Source organism: Haloarcula salina, assembly GCF_049603855.1.
In the GTDB taxonomy this organism is placed as follows: domain Archaea; phylum Halobacteriota; class Halobacteria; order Halobacteriales; family Haloarculaceae; genus Haloarcula; species Haloarcula salina_A.
Genome location: NZ_CP187146.1, coordinates 973049 through 996841, shown reverse-complemented (window position 1 = coordinate 996841; position 23793 = coordinate 973049). Strand labels below are relative to the sequence as shown.

Sequence of the window (23793 nt, the reverse complement as noted above, 5' to 3'; positions counted from 1 at the left end):
TCGGAGACGATAACTGAATGCTGCAGTCCCGTATCAGCCCCATTCGTACAGTTTTGCGCGACTTGAATGTGGTGAGAGATTACAGTCTCTGATAATACAGGTGCAAGCTTAAATAGCTCCATATCCACTCCCGAAGTAAGCACAACGTACCGGGGCGACCTCCACAGTGATGACCGCCCCGTCTGCGTGTGCCGGATAGACAACCATGGAACTCAAACGATTCTTCGACGACGACGACGCTGTATCACCGGTCATCGGGGTCATCCTGATGGTCGCGATCACGGTCATTCTCGCGGCCGTCATCGCGACGTTCGTGCTCGGCCTGGGCGACCAGGTCAGCAACACCGCACCGCAAGCAAGCTTCAGTACCGAATACGATAGCAGTGCAGATACTAACGGACAGGTAACCGTAACCCACGATGGTGGGGACTCGATCAAGGCGAGCAATCTGTATATCCGAGGATCGGGTATCGGTGGCAGTTCATCAGATGTGACCAGTAACAATGCCGACTGGCTCTCCAGTGGCGGCGATGTGAGTGGAAGCAACAGCAAGGTGGTTGCAGGGGATCGAATCACCGTGGGTGTGACCGGCGGTGGCTACGACTTCAACATCGTCTACGAATCTTCCACCGGCGACAACTCCGCGACTCTCGCGACGGCAACCGGGCCGGACGCGTAATCGCGGATTCTCGTTTTTCATTACGCCGCCGAGACCAGTGATATTATAACCGATGGACCACCTGACATTCGCTATAATGCGCGGTCAGGGTGGTGGATTGGAGGCGATCGCATGAGCAAGCAAGTACAAAAACCAGAGTCGACCGATGCGCAGGAACACATCTCCAAGGGCGAGATTTTCGACGTGCTACAGAACGAGCGCCGTCGGCACACGCTCCAGTATCTCCGTGAGAACGGCGGGCCGGTGTCGCTCGGAGACCTCGCGTCCCACGTCGCGGCCCAGGAGTACGACTGTCCGAACGCCGAGGTGACCAGCGCGCAGCGAAAGCGGGTCTACACCACGCTACAGCAGTCGCACCTTCCCCGGATGGACGAGGCCGGCATCATCGACTACGACGACGACAACGGGACGATCACGCGGACCGAGCAGACGGAGGAACTCACCGTCTACCTCGAAATCGTCCCCGGGAGCGAGTTCCCCTGGCGGGAGTACTACCTCTCACTCGGGGCGGTGAGCCTCGCGGTCGTCACGATTCTCTGGGTCGGCGTCTATCCGTTCACACTCATCCCGCCGCTGGTCTGGGCGACGGTGTTCTCGATGGTCCTCTGCGTCTCCGCGGGCTACCACACCTACGTCGCTCGCGAGATGACGCTCACCGAGTTCACAGCGCAGTCCGAGTGCGACGATTGAGTCGATCGGCAACCTCGTTTTGGGAAGTCTCCTTCGAGCGCCCCCTACCATTATATATCCAGTAGGGGTGGCGAAAATTGGGTTTACAGGCCATCTTGAAGGGTTTCAGGCCGCCATTGAACGGCTAAAACGTACTACGTGTTTAAGTGGATACCTCTCATGTAGCTGAATCAGCGCATCACCGCGAGGCCGGTAAGTAATCCCTTCGGAGCGTAGGGTTGGATTACTCGGGTCGTATTCGCGGTGTGCGACGCAAAGCACGAACCATGGACATCAAACGTCTCATTCAAGACGACGACGCTGTCTCGCCGGTCATCGGGGTCATCCTGATGGTCGCAATCACGGTCATCCTGGCGGCCGTTATCGCCTCCTTCGTCCTCGGGCTCGGGGACCAGGCACAGCAGGCGACGCCGCAGGCCAGCTTCTCGTGGGAGTACGAGGGAGGTGGCACGGAAACACTTACTGTGACTCACGATGGCGGTGACTCGATCGAAGCACAGGAACTGTATGTTCGAGGTGACTTCGATTACGCCACGTCCTCAGCCGCATGGACAAACTGGAGTAGTTTAAGTCCTTCATCAGAAGTCACTGCTGGTAACTCGATTAGTCCTAACGCTGGCACACAGTATGAACTCCGCGTCGTCTACGAGCCTGTCGAAGGTGACACCTCCGCGACGCTCTCCGAAGACTCCGGTCCGGACGCGTAATCCGGCCGCCGTTTCTCCATTTTTCAGTCGGTGAGCGACAGCACTGCGCCACGATGCTTTTATTTCCGCGTATCCAGTGAGCGAATACGATGGATGTGGCCCGGGGCGTCGTCGCCGTCGTGACGCTTGTCGTCGTCGGAGTCACGCTGCTCTCCGGGCCGCTCGTCCCCGGGGTGACGCTCGCCTCCGAACCCGAACCGCTCACGTTGGAGACGGGAACGGTCACGGTCACCGACGCGCGGTTGCCCGCGAACGCGACCATAGAGAGGGGGGCATACGGGGCGGCGAACTACTACCTCGACGTGCCGCCGGCGACGGTCCGACTCTCGTCGGTCGACGGCAATCCGACGCTGGTCTACCGGTTCACGATCGACGAACTCGGCTACACGCGGACGACGAACCACTTTCTGGACCCTGAAACCGCCGAGACCTACGAACTGACGCTGGCGTCGGACACGTTCCGAGCAGACGAAATCGAACAGGAGCGATACGACGGCACTGTGAGCGTCCGCAAGCGCGACGGCGAGGGCCACGCCGACGTCGCGACGCGGAACGTCACGGTCAGGGTGGTCGGATGAGCGCCGAATCGGTCGCAGTCGAACTTCGTGACCGATCGGAAGCGTTCGCGAACGCCCGCAGGACAGCGGTGCCTGTCCTGTTCGGCGACCGCTGGGGGCTAGTGGTGTTCCTCGGGGCGGTCTGTCTGTTCGGGCTGGTGTGGCGGACGACGTTTCTCATCAACGATTCGGTCACGCTGGCGAACGGCCTGTACAGCCTCTCGAACGGACAGGTCGCGCTGCTGGAGCCGGCCTACGGCGGGACGCTGAACACCCCCGGCGTGAACAGCTACGGCGGGCGGGAGTTCGCGCGGAACTACGGCGTCATCGCCCTCTCGCTGCCGTACTTGCTCGTGCTTCAGGGCCTCGCGGCGGTTGTCGAACTTCGCATCGCGCTGGTCGGGCTCTGGTCGCTCGCGCTGCTGGCGCTGCTCGTCCAGTGCGGGCGGCTCGCCGACAGCGACCGCGTGATCGTCGGCGGCGGTATCGCGGTTCTGGGCCTGTTCGGGCTCAACGTGGCGCTAGCACGGCCGCTCGACCCCAGCGCAGTCCACCTCTACGCCCTGCAACTGTTCCACCTCACCGTGGCCGCGTTCGTCCCGGTCTTCTGCTATCGACTCCTCACGCTGGTGGAGACCCGGCGGCTGGGACTGCTGGGCGCAGTCGCGGTCACTGCGGGGACGCCGCTGGCGTTCTGGGCGTCGGTCCCCAAGCGACACGTCGTCACCGCCGCGGTGGTGATGGGCGTCGCGTACTGCCTCTACCGCAGTCGCCGCGAGGCCGACGGACCGGTCGTCTCGCGGTCGCGGACCTTCCGGGCGCTGGCCTACGGGCTGGTCGGCCTGTACGCCTGGGTACACGCGCCCGAGGCGTTGCTCCTCTGCGTGACGCTGGCGCTCGTCGACGTGCCGACCGCCCCGGAGAACAGCCCGCGAACGCTGGCCGTCGTCGGAGGTGTGTTCTTGCTGTCGCTGATCCCGTTCGCCCTGACGAACGTCGCCATCACCGGCTCGCCGGTCAAACCGCCGCGGTTGCTCGCCGGCGGATACTCGGCCGGGGGCGACGCCGCGGCGGGTGGCGGGAGTGCCGGAGACACCGGCGGCTCGTCGAACGGCTCCGGCGGAATTCTCGCACCACTTCAGCCGCTCTTCGGCGTCGTCGAGAGCGGCGCGCGCCCGCTCCTGTTGCTCGTCGACCAGCTCCTCGTCGGGTTCAGGGCGTTCCGTGCCGAGCCCATCGACGTGTACCACACCTTCGTCCGTTCCGGGAGCGCGCAGTCGACGCTCAGCGACACCGACGCGGAATCGGTGAACCTCTCCCTGCTGGAGTCGGTCCCCCTGCTCGCCGCGCTGGCCGGCGTGCTCCCCGTGGTCGCCCGTCGTCGCTCGTCGCTGTCGCTACCGGACCGCCGACTCGGACCGGCTCGCGTCGTGGACCTGTTCGCCGCGACGACGGTGCTCGGTCTCGTCCTGCTGTACACGAGTCGGTTGCCGACGCACGCGCAGGTGACAGCCCGGTATCTGTTCCCCCTGTGCCCGCTCGGCGTGTACCTCGCCGTGCGACTGCCGCCGGTGCGCGACGCGCTCGCGAACCACTGGCGAGCGTACCTCTGGACGGCCTCGGCAACGGTCCTCGTCGGCGGCCAGTTTGCCCTCGTCGCCGTCGCGCTGACGGTGAACGGCATCGGGGAGGCGTTCCAGTTCCACGCACTCGTCGGGCTGGGAACGGCGCTGCCGCTGGGGCTCTGGTCGCTGCGCGGGCGGAGCGAGGGAAAGGCGGGGCGGCTCGGCGCGGTGCTGCTCGGGCTCGCGACCGGCGTCACGCTCGTCTTCGTCCTGCTGACAGTGCTCGAGTACTACGCCCTCGGTGACTCGCACGCGCTTCCGATGATGCGAGCGCTCGGCGAACTGGTGGGACTGTACTGAGTCGGTGACGGAGAATTTTAGTATGGCCTCGCAGTACCGACGGCATGGACCGACTCAAGGAGTCCCTCCTCGAGGCCCCGATCATCGAGAAAGAAGGGTACCACTATTTCGTCCACCCCATCAGCGACGGGGTCCCGATGCTTCGACCGGAGCTCCTGCGCGAAATCGTCATCAAGATCATCCGCAAGGCGGAGCTGGAAGACGTCGACAAGATCGTCACGCCGGCGGCGATGGGCATCCACATCTCGACGGCGGTGTCGCTGATGACCGACATCCCGCTCGTCGTCGTCCGCAAGCGCCAGTACGGCCTGGACGGCGAAGTGTCGCTCTCGCAGGTGACGGGCTACTCCGAGAGCGAGATGTACGTCAACGACGTCTACGAGGGCGACAGCGTGCTCGTCCTCGACGACGTGCTCTCGACCGGCGGCACGCTGGCCGGTCTCACGGGCGCGCTCGAAGACATCGGCGCGGACATCCGCGACATCGTCTGCGTGATCAAGAAGGCCGACGGGACGAACAAACTCGACGAGGCTGGCTACGACGCAAAGACGCTCATCAACGTCGAAGTCGTCGATGGCGAGGTCGTCATCGTCGACGAACACGGCGACGACTAGGGCTTCGACTGCATATTCTTCGTCCGAGTCCCGACCACGGATAGCGGGAGGTAGAGTTGAACGACGGGAACACCTCGCTATCGCTCGGCGTTCTCTCGTTCGAACTCCCTCGGACAGAATTTGCTTCTCACGGTGATGTTCGAAGCAAAAGTATAGCGGGAGGTAGATCTGAACCGGAGACAGACGTGCTCGCTAGCGCTGTGCGCGACTGTCAGGGTTCAGATCCACTCCAGACTACCGCAGACGACACGTGACTCGTCGCTTTGCTCCTCGTCGTTGTGTCGTCAGAACATAGCGGGAGGTAGATTTGAACTACCGATCTGCGGGTTATGAGCCCGCCGGAATCTCCTGGCTATCCCATCCCGCTACCATCTGGTAGTCCGGTCCCCTCATTAAGGGTTGTGATTCGAGTGCCGTCCGTGACTTTGTGACGCGCTACAGGGAGTCGTCCTGATGAACCTGCCACGTGAACACGCTCTCGGCGACGTAGTTGACGAACATCGCGATACCGATGGCAATCGGGCTGGCGGCGAGAAACCAGAGGTCCGTGCCCGCGATCACGAGTTCGAACGCGAGGCGCTGGGTCAGGAGCCAGTACACGGAGAGCTGGACCGCGACGCCGCCGGACCGGACGAGGTGTGATTTCGCGAGGCGCTTGGCGAAGGATCGGCGGCCGGCGTCGCCTTCGTCCGCGAACGTCCAGTGCTCGTTGACGAGGAACATCACCAGAATCGCCGTCTCGACGCCGGCGGCTTTCGCCGCCATGTCGCCGACGCCGAAGCCGAGCCCCAGCACGGCGAGGACCGTGTTGTCGCTGATCGCACCGACGACGCCGACGGAGACGAACTGGCCGAACCGGACGCCAGAGACCAGCGACTCGAACCGGTCGGGCACGTACTGCCGGACTTGCCGCTCGAGGTCGCTCATCGGTCCTTCTCGACGAGCGCCGTCGGTTCGTCGAGGTGTTCGGCGAGCGCCGTGTGGAAGCTGTCGTTCCGGAGTTGTTTCGAGCGGTGGCGAGCCGTCAGGAGGGCCTGGAACAGGTCGATCGAGGTGCGTATCGGAGACACCGTCGAGCCGGGCTGGTCCTCCCACTCGATGGGCACCTCCTCGATGCAGCGATCCAGCGCGGCGGTGATGGCGATGAGTTCCACGTCCCAGGCGAAGCCGGGCTCGTAGAGATGGTCGCGAACGCGATCCCAGGCGGTCGCGTCGATGGCCTTCGCGCCGCACTGGTAGTCGTACAGGCTGGCGTCGAGCAACTGTCCGGCGAGCCACGCGAAGCCGTCGCCGAGGAAGCGCCGGGCGAAGGTCTGGTGACTGGCCACCTCGGCGTCGGGATGTCGGCGCGACCCCACGGCGAGGTCCGCGCGACCGGATCGGACCGGCTCTAGCACCTTGTCGAGCGACGCGACGGGCGTCGAGCCGTCAGCGTCGGCGAACGCCAGCACGTCGGTGTCGAGGCGCTCGAAGCCGGCAGTGATCGCGGCGCCCTTGCCGCGGCGGTACGGAACCGTGTCCACGTCGACCGAGCGAGAAGCGAGTTTCGCGGGGACCCCCTCGCGGGGCGCGTCGAGCTCGACGACGACGGTCTCTGGAGAGAGGGCGGCCTGGATGTCGGTGATGTAGGTCCCGAGCTGGGCAACGTCGGGACGGTAGGCGGGGAGGACGACGCCGACGGAACGCGACATTGGTAGCGTGTCCGACTGGAAGGAGTAAAAACAGTTCGAAGCTACTCACCATAGGTGGTTGATAAGCCGTCGGGAGCAGTCCAACGAAAAGACGTATAGGCCAGCGAACCGGTCCCCCTACTGATGGAATACGGGGTCCTCGCCCTCTGGCTCGCCTGCTATCTACTCCTGCTCTACGCCGGCGGAACCGTCGCGACGGCGCTGTTCCCCCGGTTCGCCGACCGCGGCGTCTCCCTCGGCGTCCCGGTCGCGGTGTCGGTCCTGTGGCTCGTGACCTACTTCGTCGGTCGCCTCACGCTGACGGTCGGCGTCTGGCTCGGCGTCGCGGTCCTCGCCGTGAGCGCAGCGGTTGCGGCCCGGTCGAACGGTGCGGTCGATTCGCGCGCGTACGCCGAGGCGGCCGGCGTCTTCGCGCTCGCGTTCCTGTTTCTCGTGTGGGTCCGAGCGCTCGACCCGGCCATCGTCCCCCTCGGCGGCGAGAAGTTCCTCGACTTCGGCCTCTTGCAGTCGCTGCTGCGCGCCGACAGCCTCCCGCTCGAAGACGTGTGGTTCGCGGGCGAACCGGTCGCGTACTACTACGGCGGTCACCTCGCGGCCGCGATACTCACCAGGCTCACGGGGACGGCCGGGCAGTACGCCTACAACCTCGCGCTGGCCGGGTTCTACGCCACGCTCGTGACGGCGGCGTATGGACTCGCCGGTGCGGTCGCGAGCGACCGGGGACTTCCCCGCCGACTGGCCGCCGGCCTCACCGCGTTTTTCGTCGGGTTCGCGAGCAATCTCTCGACGCCGGCCCGGTTCGTCATCTGGCTCCTGCCCGACGGCCTCGGGCAGACGGTCGCGACGCGGGCCGGGTACGAACTGGAGGGGCTGGCGACGGGCCCGGACTCCTTTAGCTACTGGGACGCGAGCCGCGTCATCGACGACACGGCGGGCGACTTCGCGACCTACGAGCCGGGAGCGGCGCTGGTCATCGACGAGTTCCCGCTGTTCGCCTGGCTCAACGGCGACCTCCACGCACACATGATGAGTACGGGCTTCCTGCTTCTGGCCGCCGCGCTCTGTTTCAGCTACTACCAGACGCCGGCGAGCGAGCGGTGGCGGCGGCTCGCGCTGCTGTTCGGCGCGCTTCCGGCCGTCGGCGGCGTCATGGCCGTCACCAACACGTGGTCGTTCCCCTCGATCGGCGGCCTCGCACTCCTGACGGTGACGGTCGCGCCGGCCGATCCGACGACGCTGCTCCCCAGGGGCCTCGGCCGGAAGCTCCGGGTCGACAGCGCCGGACAGGAAGGCGTCCGAATCGGGATGGGGCTCGCGGTCGCCGTCGGCGTGCTGGCGCTGGGGCTCCTCTGGTCGCTCCCGTTCTGGCTCGGCCCGGCCAGCGGCCGTGAAATCGCAGTGCTTCCGGACCGCACGTCGCTGTTCGAGCTGCTCGCCGTCCACGGCGTGTTCGTCGTCCCGTTCTGGCTGTACCTCTACGCCCAGACGGGACGCGCAGTCGGGTGGGAGTCGGCTCGCATCGTCGGCCTGCTCGCGGTGGCCGGGGCGGCGCTCGCCGCCACGCTCGACGTCGCCGCGGTCGGTCTCCTCCTGCCGCTCCTCGTCGGCGCGTGGCTGTTCGCTCGCTCGCCGACGATCGGCCGAACCGTCGACGCGGTCCCGGCGGTGGCCGACGGCGGCGACCGGCCCGTCGGCTTCGAGGCGGTGCTGATTCTCGCGGGCGCGGGGCTGGTCCTCCTCGTCGAGTTCGTCTTCGTCAGGGAGAACATCGGCCGGATGAACACCGTCTTCAAGACGTACATGCAGGTCTGGGTGCTCTGGGGCGTCGCCGTCGGGCCGGTGCTGGTGTGGCTGGTGACCCGCTGGCGGCCGAGCGGCGAGCGCGCACGGACCTGGACCCGGACCGGGACGCGGGCGCTCGTCGTCCTGCTGGTCTGTTCGGCGTCACTGTACGGTGCCTTCGCGCTCTCGAACCACGTCGAGTCCGCCGACGACCCGACGCTGGACGGGCTGGCCTACCTGGACGACGAGCACCCCGCCGAGGCCGAGGCGATCCGGTGGCTCGACGCGACGGTCGACGGCCGGCCGAACATCGTCACGGCCGCGCCCGCCGGCTACCACTGGAACCCGGCGGAGGGCGAGGGCGCGAGCGCGCCGGCGAGCCTGACCGGGATTCCGACCGTGGCGGGCTGGCACCACGAGGCGCAGTACCGTAACGCCACCGTGTACGACGAGCGCGTCGCGGACGTCGAGACGATTTACACCGGCGAGGCGACCGCCCAGCGGCGACTCCTCCGTGAGTACGACGTGCGCTACGTCTACGTCGGACCGGTAGAACGGGAGCGCTACGGGGAGATAACCGTCGACCGAGTGGGCGGCGTCACCGTCGCGAAGCGGACCGACGGCGTGACCATCTATCGCGTGCACCCGGAACAGCTCTGAGAAGAGAACGGAGAGAACCGCGTCGGTCGGCCGACAGTACTCGGCTTACGATTCGGCGTTCGCCGCGCCGCGCTCGCGGAGCACCGTCACGGCCTCGGCGTCTGCGTTGATCGTGTCGAGGTGCATCGGGATGTACTCCTGGGTCTTGAACGTCTCCTCTTCGTCCTCGGAGCCGATGGTACACCACAGCTGGGGCCGGTCGGGGCCGTGCCAGTCGCCCTGGCGGCTGACCGAGAACACCTCGTACTCCTCGCCGTCGTACTCGATGCGGCCGCCCTTGCGAAGTCCCGGGTCGCCGTGGATGATGAGCTTCTTCATACCCGCTCGTTTGCCAACTGCGTACTTAGTGACTTCGAAGGCGACCGCGCCGCCGCAGGAATCGCCCGCCGTGGCCCCCGTGACTGGCTGTCAATGTCCTAATGTGACCTTATATCATTCCGAACAGTGTTTAGATGCTTAACATCCTGATAGCCGGCCTTTATGTATCGGAATCGCTGACAGTCATGTATGTTGAAACAACAGCAGCGGTCGTGCGAGCGGGCCTCCGTCGTGATCTCTCCGATGGACGAGAGCGGGAAGATGGAACTCCGAGACGTCGACACCGACGAGACGTACGAGGTCGTTGACTACATCGACGAGGAACTGGCGGCGAAACTGGACGCACTCTCGGCCGGCGAAGCGGTGAATCTCGAACTGTTCGCCGGGATCGACGACGTTTTCGGCGCGGTCCGAATCGAGTCGAGCGGGCCGTCCGCTCGGTTCCAGTAGCGGTCACAGCGCGGGGAGGAACAGGCGCTGGCGGCCGGTGTGGTGGTCGCTGTAGCAGGACGACACGACGGAGGCGACGAGGGAGTGAGTGCTGGTGTGCGTTGGGCACACACAGCGTAGTGCGTGTGTTCAGTTCGCACGACGGGCGAATCCGGGCGGCGGGCGGTCGGTTCGAACCAAACGGGTTTTAAGCGGTCACGTCAAATCGCTCGGTAAGGCCGATATCTATGCAGATGCCACGACGCTTCAATACGTACTGTCCGCACTGCAACGAGCACAACGAACACGAGGTCGAGAAGGTTCGTTCCGGGCGCGAGACCGGAATGAAGTGGATCGATCGCCAGCGCGAGCGCAACTCCGGTATCGGGAACGACGGCAAGTTCTCGAAGGTCCCGGGTGGCGACAAGCCCACCAAGAAGACGGACCTGAAGTACCGCTGCTCGGAGTGTGGCAAGGCCCACCTCCGTGAGGGATGGCGCGCCGGCCGACTGGAGTTCCAGGAGTAACCATGGCAGGAAGCTTCCTCACCGTCGAGTGTCCGGACTGCGAGAACGAACAGACTCTCTTCGAGAAGGCCGCGAGCGAGGTCTCGTGTGCCGTCTGCGGCCACACGCTCGCCCGCCCGACGGGCGGCAAGGCCGACATCGAAGGCGAAGTGACCGCCGTCGTCGAGGCACGATAGGATGAAATACAGCGGCTGGCCCGAACCGGGCGAACTCGTCGTCGGCAAGATCGACGAGATCGAGGACTTCGGCGTGTTCGTCGACCTCGAGGAGTACGAGGGCAAGCGCGGCCTCTGTCACATCTCCGAGGTGGCGAGCGGGTGGATCAAGAACGTCCGCGACCACGTCAACGAAGGCCAGACAGTCGTTGCCAAGGTGCTCGACGTCGACGAGAGCGCCCAGCAGATCGACCTCTCGATCAAGGACGTCAACGACCACCAGCGAAAGGAGAAGATCCAGGAGTGGAAAAACGAGCAGAAGGCCGACAACTGGATGGAACTGGCCTTCGGCGAGGACTTAGACGACGAGACCTACGCCGCCATCGCCAACGAGCTGCTCGCTGACTTTGGCTCCATGTACGACGGCTTCGAGGCGGCGGCGATCCACGGCGAGGAAGCCCTCGACGACGTGGACCTCTCCGAGGACGAGATCGACGCCATCGTCGAGACGGCCCGCAACAACGTCTCCGTCCCCTACGTTCAGGTCACCGGCTACGTGGACCTGTCCTGTCCCGAGAGCGCCGGGGTCGACATCATCAAGGAGGCACTCCAGGCCGCCGAGGGCAACGGCGAAGTCCCCGACGAGATCGACCTCGAAGTGACCTACGTCGGGTCGCCGGAGTACCGCATCCAGGTGCAGGCCCCCGACTACAAGACCGCGGAGGACGCGCTCGAAGAGAGCGCGGACCGCGCGAAAGCCGTCGTCGAGGACCACGGCGGCGTGGGCGACTTCCACCGCGAACGCAGCGAAGACGACGAGTAAGCGACCGCGTGACGGCATGAAATCGGACATCCGCGTGTGCGCCGACTGGGAGCGCGAACACGACCGGCCGGTGTACACGCTCACCGACACCTGCCCGGACTGCGGTGCCGAGGCGGTCAACAGCGCTCCCGCACCATTCTCGCCGGAGGACTCCTACGGCGAGTATCGACGTTCTCTTAAGCGCCGCCGCCGCGAATAAGCCGTATGGACGAATTCGACATCGAGACGGTCGCCGACCCGGAGCTTGACGACCCGGTACTCGTCGAGGGGCTCCCGGGCGTCGGCCACGTCGGGAAGCTCGCCGCCGAGCACCTGCTCGAAGAACTCGACAGCGAGCTGGTTCGTCGCGTCTACTCGACGCACTTCCCGCCCCAGGTCAGCATCGACGAGGGGCAGGCGGCGCTCGCCTGCGCCGAGTTCCACGCCGTCACGCCCGAGGAGGGACGGGACATGCTCGTTCTCTCGGGCAACCACCAGGCCCAGGACAACCAGGGCCACTACGGACTCACGTCGACGTTCCTCGACGTCGCCGAGGACTTCGGCGTCGACCAGGTGTTCGCGCTCGGTGGCGTCCCGACGGGCGAACTCATCGAGGAGTACGACGTGCTCGGCGCGACCACGACAGAGGACTTCCGCGAGACGCTCGAAGACGCCGGGGTCGAGTTCCGCGAGGACGAACCCGCCGGCGGCATCGTCGGCGTCTCGGGGCTCCTTCTCGGACTGGGCAAGCGCCGCGACGTGCCCGCGTGCTGTATGATGGGCGAGACCTCTGGCTACCTCGTCGACCCCAAGAGCGCCCAGGCCGTCCTCGAAATCCTGCAGGACGTGGTCGGCTTCGACGTCGACTACGGAACCTTAGAGGAGCGCGCCGACGAGATGGAGGAGGTCGTCAGGAAGATCCAGGAGATGGAACAGCAGAACTCTCCCTCGCCGGCGGACGAGGATCTCCGGTACATCGGATGAGCGGACGGCGGGTACACCGACGCGAGCGAGAATTTCTTTAGCTGCCGGACCCAACGGGAGCGCGTGCAGATGCAACCGGGCGTGCTGCCGGAGTGGCTCGTCCTCGGCCTGATCCTCGGCGTCGCGGGAAGCCTCGTCGTCGCCGGCCTGTTCGTCCTCGCCGGACGGCTGTTCCCCGCGGAGCGGCCGAACCGACAGGCGACCGACGGCGGGGAGATGCGACGCCGCGACGAGCTTCGCGAGTACCTGACGGCCATCGACGAGCAGTTCGCCGAGAACCACTTCGTCGAGGGCCAGCACGTGGCTTTCTACCTCCCGAAGCGCGACGTGGCCATCACGTTCGACGCGCGGGCGTACTACCGGATCGAGCGCTCCCCGACGGTCCCGGTGCTGGTCGAACACGAGATGCCGGGGACGGCCCTCGGCGCGCGCCTGCCCTTCGAGACGCCGGAGGTCGACCTCGGTCCGGACCCCGAAGAGCAGGTCCACCCGACAGTCCAGGCGTTCGGAGAACTGGGACTCACCCAGAGCGCCTCGCTCGACGACGTGAAATCGGCCTACCGCGAGCGGGTCAAGGAGGTCCACCCGGACCACGGCGGGACCGAGGCCGAGTTCAAGCGCGTCCGCGAGGCCTACACGACGGCGAAACAGCACGCGTCCGGCGCGAGGAAACAGCGCGCGTCGTGAGAGCGGACAGTGGTTCTCGGACTCGCTTCCGGCTGAGGGCGCTCACTGGAGTTACGGGTCGATGTGATGCACTGCCTCGGGAGAGAGCAGCCGGCCGGTCGGGAGGGCGATCCAACCGTTCGGAAGGACGCGAACTGCTCCCTGGTGCAGGATTTGGTCCTGTTCGAAATCGCCGTATACAGTCGCGTCCTCGTACTCGATGACCGTTCCGTCTGCGAGCTCGTCAGCGATTTCGTCCCACACCGATGCGGTGGAAATGACCATACGCCACAGTTCGGTCTCGGCGGACATGTTCTTTCTGGGAGTTGCCGAGAGGCGGACGCACGACGCAGTGTGGTCGACGCGGGCACTCGCTTCAATCGGTACTGTCGGGCGTCACGACGAGTTTCCCGACGCTGTCGCGGTCCTGCATCGCCGCGAACGCGGCCCCGGTCGCTTCGAGCGGGTACGTCTCGTCGATTTCCGGGGTGAGTTCGCCGTCGGCGACGAGTCCGACGAGTCGCTCCAGGTCGCCCTGCGTTCCCATCGTACTCCCGATGACGCGTTTGTGGCCGAGAAACAGGTCGGGGACGTCGATTTCGGACGTGCCGCCGGCCGTCCGTCCACAGACCGCCATCCGGCCGCCGCGTCGCAGGACGTCGAGGCCGACCTGCGTGTATTCCCCACCGAGGTGATTGAGCACGCCGTCGACCGGCCCGATCTCGTCGACCGCCGCTCGAATCTCGTCCGGGTCGGTGCTCTCGATGGCGTGGTCCAGGCCGAGCGATTCGACGCGGTCCAGTTTCGTCCGAGAGGACGAGGTGCCGACGGTCTGAGCGCCGAGCGTGTCGGCGAGTTGCACGCCCGCGACGCCGACGCCGCCGGTGACGCCCGGGACGAACACCAGGTCGCCCGGTCCGGTATCGACCCGGCGGAGCATGTGCAGGGCGGTCATGTAGGCCGTCGGCAGCGCGGCCGCGTCGACCGTGTCCACGCCCTCGGGAAGCGCGACGAGGCGGTCGGCCTGCACGCGGGCCGCCTCGGCGAGGCCGCCGTGGTACAGCGAGAAGTTCTCACAGCGGTTCTCTGGCCCCTCCCGGCAGTAGCGACAGGTCCCGCAGGTCTCGTTCGGACAGAGTACCACCCGGTCCCCGGGTTCGACGGCGGTGACGCCCTCGCCCACGGCGTCGACGGTTCCGGCGACGTCGAGGCCGGTGACGAACGGCAGATCGTCCGCGTCGACCATCGCCGAATCGCCTTCGAGGATCCAGAGGTCGTGGCGGTTGATGGCACACGCCTCGACGGTAACGACCGCCTCACCGCGTCCGGGTTCGGGGGTCGGTTGGTTGACGATCGAGACGCCGTCCGGGCCAGTGAGTTCGCTGAACGCTGCGGCGCGCATCAGGCCAGTGTTGTGCCACGACGGTCTAAACAACACCGAAGCGTGCGGTGTCGTGACACGACGGGCCCGTTCCGACCGACCACGCCCTCAGATCCCCTGGCTCATGAGGTGACTGCGCAGCAGGTCGGCCTCCTTGCTCCCGGCGACGGGGTTCACCAGCACGACGGTGTCGTCCGCTGCGAAGGCGTCGCGTTCGGCCAGCGCACGGGCGCCGGCGACAGCCGTGCCGCCGGTCGCACCAGTCTCGGGGCCCATCTCACAGCCGTCGACGGCACCCTGGAGGATCGCCTTGTCGGGGACCGCGACGCCGTCGCCGCCGGTGCGGTCGAGCGCGTCGAGCGCGGCTGTGCCGGCCGCGGGGTCGGGGACTTCGAGCGGGCCGACGATGGTGTCCGGGCGCTCGACGGTCGCCGGTTCAGTCTCGCCCTCGCGCGCGGCGTCCGCGATGGCGGCGGTCGTCTCGGGCTGGGCGGCGTAGAGGCGTGCCCCGGCGTCGATCAGCCCGCTCTCCGCAGCGGCCGCGAACCCTCGTTCGAGGCCGACGACGGTCTCGCCGTGACCGGTCGGATGGACGACGGCGTCCGGCGCGGTCCAGTCGAGTTCGGCGGCGATCTCGAAGGCGACGCCCGTCGCGCCCTCGATACGGAACGGGTGACCGGGTGCGACCGAGGCCCAGTCGTCCTCGGCCTCGTCGGTAGCGTCGTCGAACGCCGCGACCGCGTCGTCGTAGCGGCCCTCGACGACGCGCATGTCGCCGCCGTGGACGTTCACCATCGCCTTGTTGAGGAACGGACAGCGCGAGGGGACGAAGCCCGTGGAGTCGACGCCGGCGCGGGCCGCGTATGCGGCGCTCGCCTGCGCGCCGTTGCCGGTCGAGGGCGTCAGGACGCGCTCCGCGCCGCCTCGCGTCGCGGCCGTGACAGCGAGCGAAAGCTTGCGGTCGGCGAGCGCGCCCGTCGGGTTCCGGCCCTCGTCCTTGACGTAGACCGCCTCGACGCCGAGTTCGGCGGCCAGGTCGGGGACGGGAACCAGCGGCGTCGCACCTTCGCCGATGCTCACCGTCTCTGCCTGCAGGAACGGCCGCAGCGCTTCGAACTGTCCCGGGCCAGACGCGTCCGGCAGGTCGTCGGGCGTCAGATCCGGTACGTCGTAGTCCCCGACGAGGACGCCGCCGCAGTCGGGACAGCGGTCGACCGTGCCGTCGGTTGCCGCGCCACACGCCGTACAGCTGAGGCCGCGAAACGCCGCAGTCGTCTCCATGCGTTCCGTTCTGAAGGGCACGACCAAGTGTTATCCGGTCCCATTCCCATCTATTCCCCAACATATCAGAATATCCTGGTAGTGTGGTGGCGGGGAGCCAGCTAGAGAGATCCGCAGGAAATTACGGGACGTGCCGGCCGCAGGCGGTCGGTACATCCGGTCGTCCGACCAACTGGTCTCGGAGTCATGGTGACGGGCCAACCTGTGGCCATAAAGTCTTTATCCCCATCCTATTCGGTAGATTATATGATTTGATATTTACGCGAGAGCGCTTTTAGACCAGACTTCCCAAGTGCCACTAGATGGTCGAATCTACGAGCGGTCCGGGGTCGAGTCTGTCTCCGGTAAATCGATGGGAGGAAACGGTTCGAGATTTTATTAGATACATCCCAGCCGGAGACACGATTCCGGACGAGACGTGGCGTGGCCGGCATCGGAACATCCTCATCCTGTTGCTCGCGCACGTCCCGTTCCTGTTCCTGTTGGGGACCTACGAGGGGACCGAGTCGCTGATCACGGGCGCGACGTTCCCGTCGATTCCGCTATCGACGGTCCTGTTCGAACTGGGCGTCATCGTCGCGCTCGCGGGACTCGCCAGCTGGTCGCGGTTCGGCCGGCGGACGAGAACCGCGCTCGCCACGACGGGGCTGGTGGCGTCGTCGGCGTTCCTCGTCCACTTCTCGGGTGGATTCATCGAAGCGCACTTCCACTTCTTCGTCGTGATGACCGTGGTCGCAGTGTACGAGGACTGGGCCCCGTTCCTGCTCGGCATCGTCTTCGTTGTGATCCAGCACGGCGTCTTCGGGATGATCGACCCGAGCCGGGTGTACAACCACTCGGCGGCGATCAACAACCCCTGGGCGTGGGGCCTCATCCACGGGGTGTTCGTCCTGGCGCTCGCGTCGGCGCTGATGTCGCACTGGTACTCGACCGAGCGGTCCCGCGAGGAGGCACAGGAACAGCTCCAGCAGGCCCGAGAGAAGACGGCCCAGATCGAGAATCTGGAGGAGAAACAGGCAGAGATCGAGCGGGCCAAGGCCGAGGCGGAGGAGATGAAAGCCGAGGCGGAGGTGAAGAAACGCGAGGCCGAGCAGCTGAACCAGGACCTCGAAGACGCGGCCAACGCCTACAGCCAGACGATGGCACAGGCAGCGGCCGGCGACCTCGCCGTGCGGGTCGACCCCGAAACGGATAGCGACGCGATGGCGCAAATCGCCGAGTCGTTCAACGAGATGATGGACGAGACGGAGGCGGCGATGCAGGAGATCCAGTCGTTCGCCAGCGAGGTGACGACCGCGAGCGAGGAGGCAAGCGAGGGGTCGAGAGAGGCGAAGCAGGCCAGCGAAACGGTGAGCGACGCGATCCAGCAGATCGCTGACGGCGCCGCGGAGCAGCGCGAGACGCTCCAGACCGTCTCCGGCGAAATGACCGAGCTATCGGCCACGGTCGAGGAGGTGGCTGCGTCCGCCGAGACGGTCGCCGAGACCTCTCACGAGACGGCGACCATCGCTGAGGACGGCGAGACGACGGCACAGGAGGCTATCGAGGGTGCGGAGGCCGTCCAACGGACGATCGAATCCACCATCGAGAACGTCGAGACGCTCGACGAGCAGATGGGCGAGATCGGCGAGATCATCGGGCTCATCGGCGACATCGCAGAGCAGACGAACATGCTGGCGCTCAACGCGAACATCGAGGCGGCGCGGGCCAGCGGCGACGGCACGGCCGGCGGCGACGGGTTCGCCGTGGTGGCGGACGAGGTCAAGCAACTGGCCGAGGAGACCCAGGAGTCGGCCTCTGAGATCGAACAGCTCATCGAGGAGACCCAGGACCAGACCGAGACGACGGTCGAAGAGGCGCGGGCGGCCGGCCGACACGTCGACGAGAGCGTGACGGCGGTGCAGGACGTGGTCGACGTGTTCTCGCAGGTGGCTGCGAACGCCGAGGAGACCGATCGGGGTATCCAGGAGATCAGCGACACGACGGACGACCAGGCCGCGAGCACCGAGGAGGCCGTGTCGATGGTCGACGAGGTGGCCGACATCAGCCGCGAGACGGCCGACGAGGCGGAGCGCGCGTCTGCGACCGCCCAGGAGCAGTCCGCGGCCATCGCGCAGGTGAGCGCCAACGTGGAGTCGCTGAACGAGCGCACCGAGGAGCTCCGGACGCTGCTGTCGGGGTTCTCCGTCGGCGACGCGCGGTCGACGTAGGTCGCCCGCGGTCCAGCACGCTCTTGTCCGCAGCATCCGAACGGTGAGACATGACAGTTGTCGTCGGCGGCGGCGGTCTCGCCGGACTGGTCGCCGCCCGTCACCTCGCCGAGGCGGGCCGCGACGTGACCGTGTTCGAGGAGCGAGACGAGGTCGGGGGGCGCGTCAGAACCGAGAAGCGGGACGGCTACACCTTCGACCGCGGCTTCCAGGTCATGTTCAGCGCCTACCCCGCGGCGAAGCGAGAACTCGACGTCGAGGCGCTGGCTCCCCGGCCATTCACGCCGGGGGCGACAATCGCCGCGCCGAATCACCGCTCAGTGCTGTCGGACCCGCTCAGGAACCCTACCGCCGCGCCCCAGACGCTGTTCAACACGGACGTGCGGACGGCGGACAAGCTCAGGCTGTTTCGCCTCCAGCGCGAACTGGCGGACGTCGAGCCGGTCGAACTGCTCGCCCGTGGCGGGTCGACCATCGCCGACTACCTCGCCGACTACGGCTTCTCCCGGCGCTTCGTCGAGCGCTTCGCCGCGCCCTTCTACGGCGGCATCACCCTCGACCGGTCGCTCGAAACCGACTGCGCCGTCTTCGAGTACACCTACAAGATGCTCACCGAGGGCGAGATATTCGTCCCGGCCGGCGGGATGCAGGCGATACCCAGACAGCTCGCCGACCGGGCGCGGGCGGCCGGCGCGACCATCGAGACGGACGCGGCAGTCACCGACCTGCAGGCCGACGACGGCGAGGTGACCGTCGAGGCCGGGAGCGAGACCGTCACCGCCGAGAGCGCTGTCGTGGCTACGGACCCGCAATCGGCGACGGAGCTGACCGGTGTCGACGCGATTCCGACCGAGGCACTGGGCTGTGTCACGCAGTACTTCTCACTGCCGAGCAGTCGGGCCCCGGACACGGGCAAGCGAATCGTCCTCAACGCGGCCGACGACCGGCCGAACACCGTCGCGCCGCTGTCGGCCGTCGCGAGCGAGTACGCTCCAGAAGACATGGAACTGTACGGCGCGACGTTCCTCGGGACGCCGGATGAGAGCGACGAGGAACTGGCCGACGAGATCAGGGCGGCTCTGCGGTCGTGGTATCCGAAGGCGAGCTTCGATGCGCTCGAACTGCGTCGGACCGACCGCATCCCGTTCGCGCAGTTCGCCCAGCCACCGGGCTTTCGCCGCTCGCTTCCCGAGCCGACGGCACCCGACGGGCCCGTCGTGCTGGCCGGGGACTACACCCGCTGGTCATCGATTCAGGGGGCCCTGGAGAGCGGCAAAGTCGCCGCTGACCTGTTGCAGTGACGACGGGTGGAGAGAAGAACGTCGGGTCGCTGCGGCGGCCTACGCTGCCCGGCCGCCGCTACTCGTGTTTCCCTCGTCGTGCTCCTCGTAGAGCACTTCAGAGACGTACTTGATGGTCGCGAAGTATATCAGCACCAGCGCGAGCAGCGTAACCGCGATGAGGCCGAGTGCGATCTGTGTCTGAACCATGTTCCAGCGTCCACCGTCGTGGCTCAAATACCTACCGCTATAGCATGCGCCGAAACTCGCCCAGCGGCGGGAACGACAGTGTCTCGCGCCCGCTCTCGTCCCAGACGACCGGCTCCAGTCGGTCGGCGTCGGTGATCAGCGGCGACTGGAAGTCGCCGGCGCGCATGTCGTTGACCTCGACGCCCGCGTTCAGCCTGTTGAACGACGGGAGCATCACCACCTCGCTCCCTCGGTACTGGTCGGCACCGACGAGGTAACAGGGCCGACGCTGGCCCTCGATGCGGATGGTCGGGTGGTCGTGGCCGACGACGTAGCGGTCCGCGTCGGTCTCGGGGGCCTCGTGGCCGTGACAGACCACCGCGTTGCCGACTCGGTACTCGGGCACGGTCGGGCCGTCCCAGACCGAATCGAGCATCGTGTCGTGGTTGCCCGGCGTCACCAGTAGTCGCGCGCCGGCCTCGCGGCAGGCCCGCTTCAGGCCGGCGACGGTGCTCTCGACCGTCCGGGGCACGGTCTGAAACGAGTGCAGGAGGTCCCCGGCGACGACGGCCTCCGCGGGCTCGTGGCGGTCGACGAGCCTCTGAAACCGCTCCACCACGTCCGAACTGGAGCCGACCGGGAGTTCGAGCGAGCCGCCCGTGCCGCGGCCGACGTGGAGGTCGGCGACGACGAGCGTGTCCCCCACGACGAGTGCCCGGTCGTCGTACGCGTCGGTCATCGCCGTCCCGTCAGTGCCGGGGACGGATATATCGCGCGCTACGACCGCGGCAGCCACCCTGACGCTGTCGGTGGTATTTTTACCGGGGACCCCCGTGAGTCCTGTATGGTCGACGTCCTGGAGAACAAGCGGGCCGCGACGCGGTTTCGGGTCCTCGTGGAGATCGCAGAGCGCCAGCCCGCGGTGAGTCAGGGCGAGATCGCCGACGCCGTCGGCGTCACCAGCCAGGCCGTCAGCGAGTACATCCGCGAACTCGTCGACGAGGGGCTGGTCGAGAAGGAGGGCCGGTCGCGCTATCGCGTCACGAAGGAGGGCGTCGACTGGGTGTTCCAGTCCGCGACCGACGTGCGCCGGTTCGTCGACCACGTCACCGACGACGTGCTCGGGAGCGTCCAGGAGGACGCCGCCATCGCGACGGCCGACGTCGACGAGGGCGAGACGGTCACGCTCTCGCTGACCGACGGCCTGCTCCACGCCGACCCGGGCGGCGGCGACGCCACGGGCGTGACGACGACGAGCGCGAAGGCGGGCGAGGTGGTCGGCGTCACCGGGTTCGAGGGCGTCATCGACCTCGACCCCGGCCACGTCAGCGTCATCCAGGTCCCGCCGGTCCGCTCGGGTCCGGTCGAGGACCTCGAGGGAATCGCGGCCGCCTGCGCCGACGTGCCGATCGTCACCGCCGCGGGCGTCGAGGCCGTCGTTGCGCTCCGCGACGCGGGCGTCGAACCGACGACCCACTTCGCCGCCGGCGAGGTGGCCGCGGACGCTGCCTCCCGCGGCCTCGACGCCGTGGTCGTCGCGACGCAGGACACAGTCGGGCGCGTGACCGACGCGCTCCGCGACGCGAGCGTCTCCTACGACGTGACCCAGTAGGGCGAGGAGACCGCAGTCACACCGAGTGGAGAGACTTTTCCCGCCGGCCGCCGTCGGCCGAGCCATGAGCGACGACGACATCGAGACCGCCGTCGAAGTGTTCCTGAACGAGGCAGACAGCGCCTACAGCGAGTACGAGCAGGGGTACAGCGACGCCGACGCGACGCTTCGGAGACTCGAAGCGGCCATCGAGGAACTGCGGACCGCCGCCGAGGAGTAACGGGCACAGTCTGGGTAGTACGCGGGTGCCGACCGGAGACCCACCCTCGGGGCGGGATAGAAGGGGCCGCGCTCTCGGCGAACCCGGACGACGCAAGGACCGCAGGCGCGAACGCAGTGAGCGCCGAGGCCCACAGCGAGTCCCGGGAGTCGAGACCGCGGGGGCTTCCGAGCGCGTAATCCTCCCGGTCCATCGATTTCACGGCCACGGTACACTGCCGTCGGCCGAACAGTATTGTAGGACGGGCGTCATGTATGCGCCATGACCGACGTGGTCCTTGTCGACGGCGCACGCACCGCACACGGCGAACTCCTCGGGGCGCTCTCCGGGCGAACGGCCGTCGACCTAGGGTGTGCCGCCGTCGAGGGTCTGCTCGACCGCACCGGACTCGACCACGGCGTGCTGGACTGGGTCGGCCTCGGCAACGCCGTCCAGGCCGGCGTGGGCCAGGTCCCCGCCCGACAGGTCGTCGTCGAGTCGCCGCTTCCCGACGACGTGGCCGCGACGACGCTGAACGAGGCGTCGGGCTCGGGCCTCCGGGCGATCACGACCGCCGTCGACCGCATCGAGGCGGGCCGCGCCGCGACCTGTATCGCCGGCGGCATGGAGTCGATGTCCAACGCGCCATACCTCGTACCCGATATGCGCGGTGGCCGCCGACACGGGAACAGCGAACTGGTCGACGCGATGATCTGGGACTCGCTGTGGGACAGGCAGTACGACGCCCACATGGGCACGCTGACCGAGGAACTCGCCGCCGAGTACGACATCGGTCGCACGGCCCAGGACGAGTACGCTCGCCGGAGCAACCACCGCGCCGCCGACGCCATCGAGTCGGGGACGTTCGGCGAGGAACTGGTCCCCGTCGAGACCGCCGACGAGCTGGTCACCGAAGACGAGGGGCCGCGGGCCGACACGACGGTCGAGCAGTTGGCGACGCTACCGCCGGCCTTCGTCGAGGGCGGCACGATCACCGCCGGGAACGCCTCCAAGCTCTCGGACGGCGCGGGTGCGGTGTTACTCGCCGACGCAGAGACGGTCGAGCGCGAGGGGATGGGACCGATGGCCCACGTCGAGGACTACGCCGTCGCCTACCGCGACCCCGCCGAGTTCTCGCTGGCCGTCGCCGACGCCGTCGAGGAACTGCTGGAGGGCAACGACCTCGCGGTCGACGACGTGGACCACTTCGAACTCAACGAGGCCTTCGCCGCCCAGATGGTCTACGTCGCCGACGAACTCGGGATTCCGACCGAGAAGCACAATCCCCTGGGCGGCGCAGTGGCGCTCGGCCACCCCATCGGGGCGAGCGGCGGCATCCTCACGACGACGATGCTGTACGCGATGGAGCGAGAAGATCATCACCGCGGCGTGGTGGGGATGAGCGTCGGCGGTGGCGGCGCGATTGCGATGTCGGTCATTCGTTGAGCACCCGTCAGCGCCGAGGCGAGTGAGCGTCGGCGGTGGCGGCGCGATTGCAATGTCGGTCATTCGTTGAGCACCCGTCAGCGCCGAGGCGAGTGAGCGTCGGCGGTGGCGGCGCAGTAGTGATGTCGGTCGTCCGATAAAATACGCCATGGGGGACACCAGGGGCGGCGAGTCCACCGTTCCGGTCGCTCTCGCCAGTTTTCACTCGATGTCGGTCGGCGTGATCCGCACCTTGATCACGTCCTCGGTCGCCGGGTAGTCGTACCCGTTGACAGCGGCGATGGGCGCGACGGTGCCGCGCTCGACGAGTCCGATACTCGCACCGCGCTGGCGCGGGGCCTGGTCGCCCCCGACGCCGGGTTCCTCGTTGACCTCGGTGCCGGCGTCCCAGAGGCCGACCCGATCGGTCACGTCGCCGGCCACCGGAGCGTTCCCGTCGCCGGTGAACAGCGCCATCCCGGTTGATCCGCCGAGGGCGTAGAACAGGTCGTTGGACTGGACGAACATCGTCACCAGCGAGAGGTACTGCGTCGGGCGGCCACTCTCGGCCGCGACGGTGAACTCGTAGGCGTCGCCGGGACCGATGGGCGCTGGGCCGTCGGCACCGACCGGGGTCGTGAACGCGCCGCTTTCGAGGACGGTGTCGCGAGCGTGCAGGGACTCCGCGAGGCGGCCGGGCATCCCGTCCTCGGCGACCTCTTCGAGGCCGTTGTCGCGCTCGGGATGGCCCGAGGAGAATATCGGCTCGTCGTGCGTGTGGACCGCGTACGCGCCGGGCGAGAGCGGGATCGGCTTCGCCCCGTCCGTGGTGTCGAGCGTCGATCCGTCGGAGACGTTCTCGATGCGGACCGTGAACGTCCTGTTCGTCGACTGTGCGTCGTTCTGTGCCGCCGTCGCGCCGATGCCGATGGCACCGAGACCGACCGCGGTCCCCGCGGCCAGGAACCCTCGGCGACTCCAGCGGGCGTCGGCGTCTGTGGATTCGTCGGAAGACATGTCGTCTCTGTCC

Annotated in this window: 28 protein-coding genes and 1 tRNA gene; 19 read left to right on the top strand and 10 right to left on the bottom strand. The window is 67.1% G+C overall.

What is annotated here, in order from left to right:
• Window positions 1-205 precede the first annotated feature (205 nt).
• From ACOZ4I_RS05140 to hpt, 6 genes are all read left to right on the top strand, one after another.
• Window positions 206-679, top strand: a complete 474-nt coding sequence (locus ACOZ4I_RS05140; RefSeq protein ID WP_424003692.1) for a type IV pilin — start codon at window positions 206-208, stop codon at window positions 677-679.
• 111 nt (window positions 680-790) lie between these two features.
• The gene (locus tag ACOZ4I_RS05135) at window positions 791-1369 is read left to right on the top strand and encodes a DUF7344 domain-containing protein (RefSeq protein WP_424003690.1); all 579 of its coding nucleotides are present in this window, start codon (window positions 791-793) and stop codon (window positions 1367-1369) included.
• Window positions 1370-1635: 266 nt separating this feature from the next.
• Window positions 1636-2076 carry a type IV pilin gene (locus ACOZ4I_RS05130; RefSeq protein WP_424003688.1) on the top strand — a complete coding sequence of 147 codons (441 nt, stop codon included), beginning with the start codon at window positions 1636-1638 and terminating at the stop codon, window positions 2074-2076.
• Between the two features lie 89 nt (window positions 2077-2165).
• Window positions 2166-2654: a hypothetical protein gene (locus tag ACOZ4I_RS05125; RefSeq protein WP_424003686.1), complete on the top strand. Its 489-nt coding sequence runs from the start codon at window positions 2166-2168 to the stop codon at window positions 2652-2654.
• A complete protein-coding gene (locus ACOZ4I_RS05120) occupies window positions 2651-4558 on the top strand; it encodes a hypothetical protein (protein ID WP_424003684.1) in 1908 nt (635 codons plus the stop codon). Before ACOZ4I_RS05125 ends, ACOZ4I_RS05120 begins: the two co-directional genes overlap by 4 nt.
• A 44-nt stretch (window positions 4559-4602) precedes the next feature.
• Entirely contained in the window at window positions 4603-5172 is a 570-nt protein-coding gene (gene hpt / locus ACOZ4I_RS05115; protein WP_162411782.1) for a hypoxanthine/guanine phosphoribosyltransferase, read from the top strand.
• A 292-nt stretch (window positions 5173-5464) separates the two neighbouring features.
• Here hpt and ACOZ4I_RS05110 read toward each other — a convergent pair.
• From ACOZ4I_RS05110 to ACOZ4I_RS05100, 3 genes are all read right to left on the bottom strand, one after another.
• Window positions 5465-5539: transfer RNA gene (locus ACOZ4I_RS05110), tRNA-Met, on the bottom strand.
• Window positions 5540-5607: 68 nt separating this feature from the next.
• On the bottom strand, window positions 5608-6099 hold the full coding sequence (locus ACOZ4I_RS05105) for a GtrA family protein (protein ID WP_424003682.1): 492 nt from the start codon (window positions 6097-6099) through the stop codon (window positions 5608-5610).
• Entirely contained in the window at window positions 6096-6863 is a 768-nt protein-coding gene (locus tag ACOZ4I_RS05100; protein WP_424003680.1) for a glycosyltransferase, read from the bottom strand. The genes ACOZ4I_RS05105 and ACOZ4I_RS05100 overlap by 4 nt, the downstream gene beginning before the upstream one ends.
• A 123-nt stretch (window positions 6864-6986) precedes the next feature.
• On the opposite strand from ACOZ4I_RS05100, the gene ACOZ4I_RS05095 reads away from it, so the two are divergent.
• The gene (locus ACOZ4I_RS05095) at window positions 6987-9305 is read left to right on the top strand and encodes a DUF2298 domain-containing protein (RefSeq protein WP_424003678.1); all 2319 of its coding nucleotides are present in this window, start codon (window positions 6987-6989) and stop codon (window positions 9303-9305) included.
• 45 nt (window positions 9306-9350) lie between these two features.
• Here ACOZ4I_RS05095 and ACOZ4I_RS05090 read toward each other — a convergent pair whose 3' ends face one another.
• The gene (locus tag ACOZ4I_RS05090) at window positions 9351-9623 is read right to left on the bottom strand and encodes an HAH_0734 family protein (protein WP_424003676.1); all 273 of its coding nucleotides are present in this window, start codon (window positions 9621-9623) and stop codon (window positions 9351-9353) included.
• A 189-nt stretch (window positions 9624-9812) separates the two neighbouring features.
• On the opposite strand from ACOZ4I_RS05090, the gene ACOZ4I_RS05085 reads away from it, so the two are divergent.
• From ACOZ4I_RS05085 to ACOZ4I_RS05055, 7 genes are all read left to right on the top strand, one after another.
• Entirely contained in the window at window positions 9813-10073 is a 261-nt protein-coding gene (locus ACOZ4I_RS05085; protein ID WP_424003674.1) for a hypothetical protein, read from the top strand.
• 227 nt (window positions 10074-10300) lie between these two features.
• A complete protein-coding gene (locus ACOZ4I_RS05080) occupies window positions 10301-10579 on the top strand; it encodes a 50S ribosomal protein L44e (RefSeq protein WP_162411789.1) in 279 nt (92 codons plus the stop codon).
• 2 nt (window positions 10580-10581) lie between these two features.
• Window positions 10582-10755 (top strand): 30S ribosomal protein S27e, encoded by a 174-nt coding sequence (locus tag ACOZ4I_RS05075; RefSeq protein ID WP_162411790.1) that lies wholly within the window; start codon window positions 10582-10584, stop codon window positions 10753-10755.
• A 1-nt stretch (window position 10756) separates the two neighbouring features.
• A complete protein-coding gene (locus tag ACOZ4I_RS05070) occupies window positions 10757-11557 on the top strand; it encodes a translation initiation factor IF-2 subunit alpha (protein ID WP_424003671.1) in 801 nt (266 codons plus the stop codon).
• Between the two features lie 16 nt (window positions 11558-11573).
• Window positions 11574-11756, top strand: a complete 183-nt coding sequence (locus ACOZ4I_RS05065) for an RNA-protein complex protein Nop10 (RefSeq protein WP_424003669.1) — start codon at window positions 11574-11576, stop codon at window positions 11754-11756.
• A 5-nt stretch (window positions 11757-11761) separates the two neighbouring features.
• On the top strand, window positions 11762-12520 hold the full coding sequence (locus ACOZ4I_RS05060) for a proteasome assembly chaperone family protein (protein ID WP_424003667.1): 759 nt from the start codon (window positions 11762-11764) through the stop codon (window positions 12518-12520).
• A 63-nt stretch (window positions 12521-12583) separates the two neighbouring features.
• The gene (locus tag ACOZ4I_RS05055) at window positions 12584-13207 is read left to right on the top strand and encodes a J domain-containing protein (protein WP_424003665.1); all 624 of its coding nucleotides are present in this window, start codon (window positions 12584-12586) and stop codon (window positions 13205-13207) included.
• Window positions 13208-13258: 51 nt separating this feature from the next.
• Here ACOZ4I_RS05055 and ACOZ4I_RS05050 read toward each other — a convergent pair whose 3' ends face one another.
• The 3 genes from ACOZ4I_RS05050 to ACOZ4I_RS05040 all read right to left on the bottom strand — a co-directional run bounded on the left by ACOZ4I_RS05050 (window position 13259) and on the right by ACOZ4I_RS05040 (window position 15848).
• Complete coding sequence (locus ACOZ4I_RS05050; protein WP_424003663.1) at window positions 13259-13471, bottom strand: hypothetical protein; 213 nt, start codon at window positions 13469-13471, stop codon at window positions 13259-13261.
• A 91-nt stretch (window positions 13472-13562) separates the two neighbouring features.
• The gene (locus ACOZ4I_RS05045; RefSeq protein ID WP_424003661.1) at window positions 13563-14588 is read right to left on the bottom strand and encodes an alcohol dehydrogenase catalytic domain-containing protein; all 1026 of its coding nucleotides are present in this window, start codon (window positions 14586-14588) and stop codon (window positions 13563-13565) included.
• 87 nt (window positions 14589-14675) lie between these two features.
• A complete protein-coding gene (locus tag ACOZ4I_RS05040) occupies window positions 14676-15848 on the bottom strand; it encodes a threonine synthase (RefSeq protein ID WP_424003659.1) in 1173 nt (390 codons plus the stop codon).
• Window positions 15849-16150: 302 nt separating this feature from the next.
• Between ACOZ4I_RS05040 and ACOZ4I_RS05035 the strand changes: the two genes are divergently transcribed.
• Window positions 16151-18058, top strand: a complete 1908-nt coding sequence (locus ACOZ4I_RS05035) for a methyl-accepting chemotaxis protein (RefSeq protein WP_424003657.1) — start codon at window positions 16151-16153, stop codon at window positions 18056-18058.
• Window positions 18059-18108: 50 nt separating this feature from the next.
• Window positions 18109-19359 carry an NAD(P)/FAD-dependent oxidoreductase gene (locus tag ACOZ4I_RS05030; RefSeq protein WP_424003655.1) on the top strand — a complete coding sequence of 417 codons (1251 nt, stop codon included), beginning with the start codon at window positions 18109-18111 and terminating at the stop codon, window positions 19357-19359.
• A 39-nt stretch (window positions 19360-19398) separates the two neighbouring features.
• Here the strand turns inward: ACOZ4I_RS05030 and ACOZ4I_RS05025 are convergent, their stop codons facing one another.
• Window positions 19399-19548, bottom strand: a complete 150-nt coding sequence (locus ACOZ4I_RS05025) for a hypothetical protein (RefSeq protein WP_424003653.1) — start codon at window positions 19546-19548, stop codon at window positions 19399-19401.
• Between the two features lie 37 nt (window positions 19549-19585).
• The gene (locus tag ACOZ4I_RS05020) at window positions 19586-20266 is read right to left on the bottom strand and encodes a metallophosphoesterase (RefSeq protein ID WP_424003651.1); all 681 of its coding nucleotides are present in this window, start codon (window positions 20264-20266) and stop codon (window positions 19586-19588) included.
• 105 nt (window positions 20267-20371) lie between these two features.
• Here ACOZ4I_RS05020 and ACOZ4I_RS05015 point away from each other — a divergent pair, with 105 nt between their 5' ends.
• The 3 genes from ACOZ4I_RS05015 (at window position 20372) to ACOZ4I_RS05005 (ending at window position 22784) form a co-directional block, all read left to right on the top strand.
• Window positions 20372-21139, top strand: a complete 768-nt coding sequence (locus ACOZ4I_RS05015; RefSeq protein ID WP_424003649.1) for a MarR family transcriptional regulator — start codon at window positions 20372-20374, stop codon at window positions 21137-21139.
• Window positions 21140-21203: 64 nt separating this feature from the next.
• The gene (locus ACOZ4I_RS05010; protein ID WP_424003647.1) at window positions 21204-21359 is read left to right on the top strand and encodes a hypothetical protein; all 156 of its coding nucleotides are present in this window, start codon (window positions 21204-21206) and stop codon (window positions 21357-21359) included.
• 261 nt (window positions 21360-21620) lie between these two features.
• Complete coding sequence (locus tag ACOZ4I_RS05005) at window positions 21621-22784, top strand: thiolase family protein (protein ID WP_424003645.1); 1164 nt, start codon at window positions 21621-21623, stop codon at window positions 22782-22784.
• Between the two features lie 201 nt (window positions 22785-22985).
• On the opposite strand, the gene ACOZ4I_RS05000 is transcribed toward ACOZ4I_RS05005, so the two are convergent.
• Window positions 22986-23780: a spondin domain-containing protein gene (locus ACOZ4I_RS05000; protein ID WP_424003643.1), complete on the bottom strand. Its 795-nt coding sequence runs from the start codon at window positions 23778-23780 to the stop codon at window positions 22986-22988.
• Window positions 23781-23793: the final 13 nt, after the last annotated feature.

Excerpts from the sequence above, each read along its gene's own strand:
- ACOZ4I_RS05120 (WP_424003684.1), top strand. The coding sequence starts at position 2,651 with ATGAGCGCCGAATCGGTCGCAGTCGAACTTCGTGACCGATCGGAAGCG.
- ACOZ4I_RS05070 (WP_424003671.1), top strand. The coding sequence starts at position 10,757 with ATGAAATACAGCGGCTGGCCCGAACCGGGCGAACTCGTCGTCGGCAAG.
- hpt (WP_162411782.1), top strand. The coding sequence starts at position 4,603 with ATGGACCGACTCAAGGAGTCCCTCCTCGAGGCCCCGATCATCGAGAAA.
- ACOZ4I_RS05105 (WP_424003682.1), bottom strand. The coding sequence starts at position 6,099 with ATGAGCGACCTCGAGCGGCAAGTCCGGCAGTACGTGCCCGACCGGTTC.
- ACOZ4I_RS05140 (WP_424003692.1), top strand. The coding sequence starts at position 206 with ATGGAACTCAAACGATTCTTCGACGACGACGACGCTGTATCACCGGTC.
- ACOZ4I_RS05025 (WP_424003653.1), bottom strand. The coding sequence starts at position 19,548 with ATGGTTCAGACACAGATCGCACTCGGCCTCATCGCGGTTACGCTGCTC.
- ACOZ4I_RS05035 (WP_424003657.1), top strand. The coding sequence starts at position 16,151 with ATGGTCGAATCTACGAGCGGTCCGGGGTCGAGTCTGTCTCCGGTAAAT.
- ACOZ4I_RS05100 (WP_424003680.1), bottom strand. The coding sequence starts at position 6,863 with ATGTCGCGTTCCGTCGGCGTCGTCCTCCCCGCCTACCGTCCCGACGTT.
- ACOZ4I_RS05030 (WP_424003655.1), top strand. The coding sequence starts at position 18,109 with ATGACAGTTGTCGTCGGCGGCGGCGGTCTCGCCGGACTGGTCGCCGCC.
- ACOZ4I_RS05005 (WP_424003645.1), top strand. The coding sequence starts at position 21,621 with ATGACCGACGTGGTCCTTGTCGACGGCGCACGCACCGCACACGGCGAA.
- ACOZ4I_RS05050 (WP_424003663.1), bottom strand. The coding sequence starts at position 13,471 with ATGGTCATTTCCACCGCATCGGTGTGGGACGAAATCGCTGACGAGCTC.
- ACOZ4I_RS05125 (WP_424003686.1), top strand. The coding sequence starts at position 2,166 with ATGGATGTGGCCCGGGGCGTCGTCGCCGTCGTGACGCTTGTCGTCGTC.
- ACOZ4I_RS05130 (WP_424003688.1), top strand. The coding sequence starts at position 1,636 with ATGGACATCAAACGTCTCATTCAAGACGACGACGCTGTCTCGCCGGTC.
- ACOZ4I_RS05065 (WP_424003669.1), top strand. The coding sequence starts at position 11,574 with ATGAAATCGGACATCCGCGTGTGCGCCGACTGGGAGCGCGAACACGAC.
- ACOZ4I_RS05075 (WP_162411790.1), top strand. The coding sequence starts at position 10,582 with ATGGCAGGAAGCTTCCTCACCGTCGAGTGTCCGGACTGCGAGAACGAA.
- ACOZ4I_RS05040 (WP_424003659.1), bottom strand. The coding sequence starts at position 15,848 with ATGGAGACGACTGCGGCGTTTCGCGGCCTCAGCTGTACGGCGTGTGGC.
- ACOZ4I_RS05010 (WP_424003647.1), top strand. The coding sequence starts at position 21,204 with ATGAGCGACGACGACATCGAGACCGCCGTCGAAGTGTTCCTGAACGAG.
- ACOZ4I_RS05060 (WP_424003667.1), top strand. The coding sequence starts at position 11,762 with ATGGACGAATTCGACATCGAGACGGTCGCCGACCCGGAGCTTGACGAC.
- ACOZ4I_RS05095 (WP_424003678.1), top strand. The coding sequence starts at position 6,987 with ATGGAATACGGGGTCCTCGCCCTCTGGCTCGCCTGCTATCTACTCCTG.
- ACOZ4I_RS05135 (WP_424003690.1), top strand. The coding sequence starts at position 791 with ATGAGCAAGCAAGTACAAAAACCAGAGTCGACCGATGCGCAGGAACAC.
- ACOZ4I_RS05015 (WP_424003649.1), top strand. The coding sequence starts at position 20,372 with ATGGTCGACGTCCTGGAGAACAAGCGGGCCGCGACGCGGTTTCGGGTC.
- ACOZ4I_RS05000 (WP_424003643.1), bottom strand. The coding sequence starts at position 23,780 with ATGTCTTCCGACGAATCCACAGACGCCGACGCCCGCTGGAGTCGCCGA.
- ACOZ4I_RS05080 (WP_162411789.1), top strand. The coding sequence starts at position 10,301 with ATGCAGATGCCACGACGCTTCAATACGTACTGTCCGCACTGCAACGAG.
- ACOZ4I_RS05090 (WP_424003676.1), bottom strand. The coding sequence starts at position 9,623 with ATGAAGAAGCTCATCATCCACGGCGACCCGGGACTTCGCAAGGGCGGC.
- ACOZ4I_RS05085 (WP_424003674.1), top strand. The coding sequence starts at position 9,813 with ATGTTGAAACAACAGCAGCGGTCGTGCGAGCGGGCCTCCGTCGTGATC.
- ACOZ4I_RS05045 (WP_424003661.1), bottom strand. The coding sequence starts at position 14,588 with ATGCGCGCCGCAGCGTTCAGCGAACTCACTGGCCCGGACGGCGTCTCG.
- ACOZ4I_RS05020 (WP_424003651.1), bottom strand. The coding sequence starts at position 20,266 with ATGACCGACGCGTACGACGACCGGGCACTCGTCGTGGGGGACACGCTC.